Genomic DNA, 2,480 nt, shown 5'->3' on the forward strand with positions numbered 1-2,480 from the left:
ATTGCCGCGAGGAACAATGCACGCATGGTGGCCTCTCGTTGAAACGATGCGGCCACGCATAAGGTCCGCGGATTAACAGCGCATTTAAATTCAGTTGCAGACTTGAAGCGTCACGACGCGACGTCGATGTTCCGCGCCGCCTGCGTGTCAGCGCGTACGCATCACGCTTTCTTCAGGAACTCGGTCTTCAGCACGAGGCCCTTCACCTGCTTGGTATTGCACTCGATCTCGTCCGGGTCTCCGGTAAGCCGGATGTTCTTCACCAGCGTGCCGCGCTTGAGCGTCTCCGACGTGCCCTTGACCTTCAGGTCCTTGATCAGCGTCACCGAATCGCCGTCCTTGAGAATATTGCCGTTACTGTCGCGGGTTTCGTCGGTCATCGGGCTGCCCTGATCGCATTCGGGAATCGACGCCTCTTTTACGCGCCGCGGCCCGAAGCACAAACCCCGCCAGCCGCAGCGCACGAAACGCAGGGCGGACACGACGCCGGATTGCGAGACGCTTTTTCCGGGCTACACTGGTCGCCCTGAGGACTAGGGAATGGCACGCAGCGCATCGCTCCTGCTCGCAGCCCTCGCGCTGGCCGCGTGCGGCGACAATCCCGACCGGACCTATAGCGGAGTGCCTGGCGCCACCCACGATTGCGACCAGGAACGCAAGGTCGCAATCAATGGCAGCGGCGGCACCTTCACCTTCTCGGGCACCTGCGAGCGCGTGTCGCTCAACGGAGCAAGCAACACGCTGACCATCGAGGCGACGAAGGCGCTCGATGTCAAAGGTGACGTCAACACAGTCAGGATCGGCGCGGTGGACGCCATCAGCGTCAGCGGCTCGCAGAACAACGTGACGTACAGGACGGGCCTGCCGGGCGAGCAGCCGAAGTCCGCGAGCGCGCGCGGCGACCGGAACGGCATCCTTCAGGCGAAGTAGGATCGGCGGCCAGGACGGGCTTTCTTCTTCACGTCATGCCCGCGCCTGTCGCGGGCATCCACGTCTTTCCTTTGATGCATCACCCAAAGACGTGGATGGCCGGGGCAGGTTTACATTCCGGCCGCGCGGAGCGCGGCGGGTGCCCGGCCATAACATTGGTTGGTAGCCCGCATGGAGCGAAGCGCAACGCGGGACCGCACGCCCCGGATCTCGCTATGCTCCATTCACACCAGGCTTGCCGCGCGTCACGCGGCCTAAACCAGACTCACTTTCCCAGTCGCGAGATCATAAACGCCACCCACCACGCGAAGCTCACCTTTGGCGACCATTCCCGCCAGGATCGGCGTTGCTGTTTTCAGCCGCTCGACATTGTACTGCACGTTGGCGACGACGGCGCGCTGCGCGAGATCGCTTCCCGCGTTCTTCAATGTCGGCTCGATGCCGGGCTTCATCGCTCTGACGAGATCCGCAATGTGACCTGGGAGGGTATTGCCCTTCTGAAGCGCCTCGATCGTCGCATTCACCGCGCCACAACTGTTGTGGCCGAGAACCATGATCAGCTTCGTGCCCAGAACCGCCGCGCCGTATTCGAGGCTTCCCAGGCCGTCGGGCGTCACGAAATTTCCGGCGACGCGCACGACGAACAGATCGCCGGGATTTTGGTCGAACGCCAGTTCCGGTGCGACGCGGGAATCCGCACAGCCGAGGATCGCCGCGAATGGCGCCTGGCCAAGCGTTCGGGCGGCGCGCCCGGCAGAAAAGTCGCGCTGCTGCGGTTGATTGGCGGCGTAGCGGGCGTTACCCGCCTGAAGGAGCTTCAGAGCCTCATCGGGCGTGGCGGCCGCGCGCGCCGGCTGCGCTTGCGCCGGGCCGCCGAATTGCGCCGCAGCCAGCAACCCGGCGCCGGCAAACATCACGGCTCGTCGGCTCGCGGTCTTCTGGAGACATTGGTCACACATGATCCGTTTCCTTCCTTGCAGATTTTTGTCGTCGCGAGAGGTCTCCTACGGCGATTACGATTAAGCATTGGTGAGCGCGACATTAGCGCGCAAGCCCGACCCGCCCTCACCCTGAGGACCGAAGCGAGCGTCTCGTAGGATGCGAGCGGCCCGAGCGTTGGCGCGCAATCACGCGGACAATCTTAAAGCAAATTCGAGATCAGTGGCGGCCCAATGCTGCAGAGCGCATGAGATGCGTGCCACCGCGGCACTCACTTCGCATCCTTGGGCAGCGCGAAGCGCTGTGACGTCATGCTCTGGAATACGCCATCCCGGCGGATCAGCGCGTGAAACAGCGCCGCCGCGATATGCATGAGGATCAGCGCGAACAGCGCGAAGCCGAGATAGGAATGCGCGTTCCATAACAACGTGTGCAATAAGTCGCTCTGCGGCAGGATGGGTGGGACGCGGATGCCGCCATAAAGCACGATCGGATAATCCGCGGCCGAGAGCATGCCCCAGCCGATCAGCGGAATGCCGATGAACATCGCATACAGGAGATAATGCGAGGCCTCCGCCGCGAGCTTCATCGGCTGCGGCAGATCCGCAGGC

General features: G+C 63.2%; 4 protein-coding genes. 1 reads left to right on the forward strand and 3 read right to left on the reverse strand.

Translation table 11 applies throughout. The annotated features are described in order from the left end of the window. Window positions 1-161: 161 nt before the first annotated feature. The gene (locus tag VN004_RS17775) at window positions 162-380 is read right to left on the reverse strand and encodes an alkylphosphonate utilization protein (protein WP_325612865.1); all 219 of its coding nucleotides are present in this window, start codon (window positions 378-380) and stop codon (window positions 162-164) included. 160 nt (window positions 381-540) lie between these two features. Between VN004_RS17775 and VN004_RS17780 the strand changes: the two genes are divergently transcribed. After that, a complete protein-coding gene (locus tag VN004_RS17780; RefSeq protein WP_325612867.1) occupies window positions 541-930 on the forward strand; it encodes a DUF3060 domain-containing protein in 390 nt (129 codons plus the stop codon). Window positions 931-1,184: 254 nt separating this feature from the next. Here the strand turns inward: VN004_RS17780 and VN004_RS17785 are convergent, their stop codons facing one another. Beyond that, entirely contained in the window at window positions 1,185-1,889 is a 705-nt protein-coding gene (locus tag VN004_RS17785; protein WP_325612869.1) for a carbonic anhydrase, read from the reverse strand. A 251-nt stretch (window positions 1,890-2,140) separates the two neighbouring features. After that, a partial coding sequence (locus tag VN004_RS17790) for a cytochrome b (protein WP_325612871.1) occupies window positions 2,141-2,480 on the reverse strand: 340 nt, incomplete at its 5' end.

It is taken from the genome of Pseudorhodoplanes sp. (assembly GCF_035565855.1).
Taxonomy (GTDB): Bacteria; Pseudomonadota; Alphaproteobacteria; order Rhizobiales; family Xanthobacteraceae; genus Pseudorhodoplanes.

Excerpts from the sequence above, each read along its gene's own strand:
- VN004_RS17775 (WP_325612865.1), bottom strand. The coding sequence starts at position 380 with ATGACCGACGAAACCCGCGACAGTAACGGCAATATTCTCAAGGACGGC.
- VN004_RS17780 (WP_325612867.1), top strand. The coding sequence starts at position 541 with ATGGCACGCAGCGCATCGCTCCTGCTCGCAGCCCTCGCGCTGGCCGCG.
- VN004_RS17785 (WP_325612869.1), bottom strand. The coding sequence starts at position 1,889 with ATGTGTGACCAATGTCTCCAGAAGACCGCGAGCCGACGAGCCGTGATG.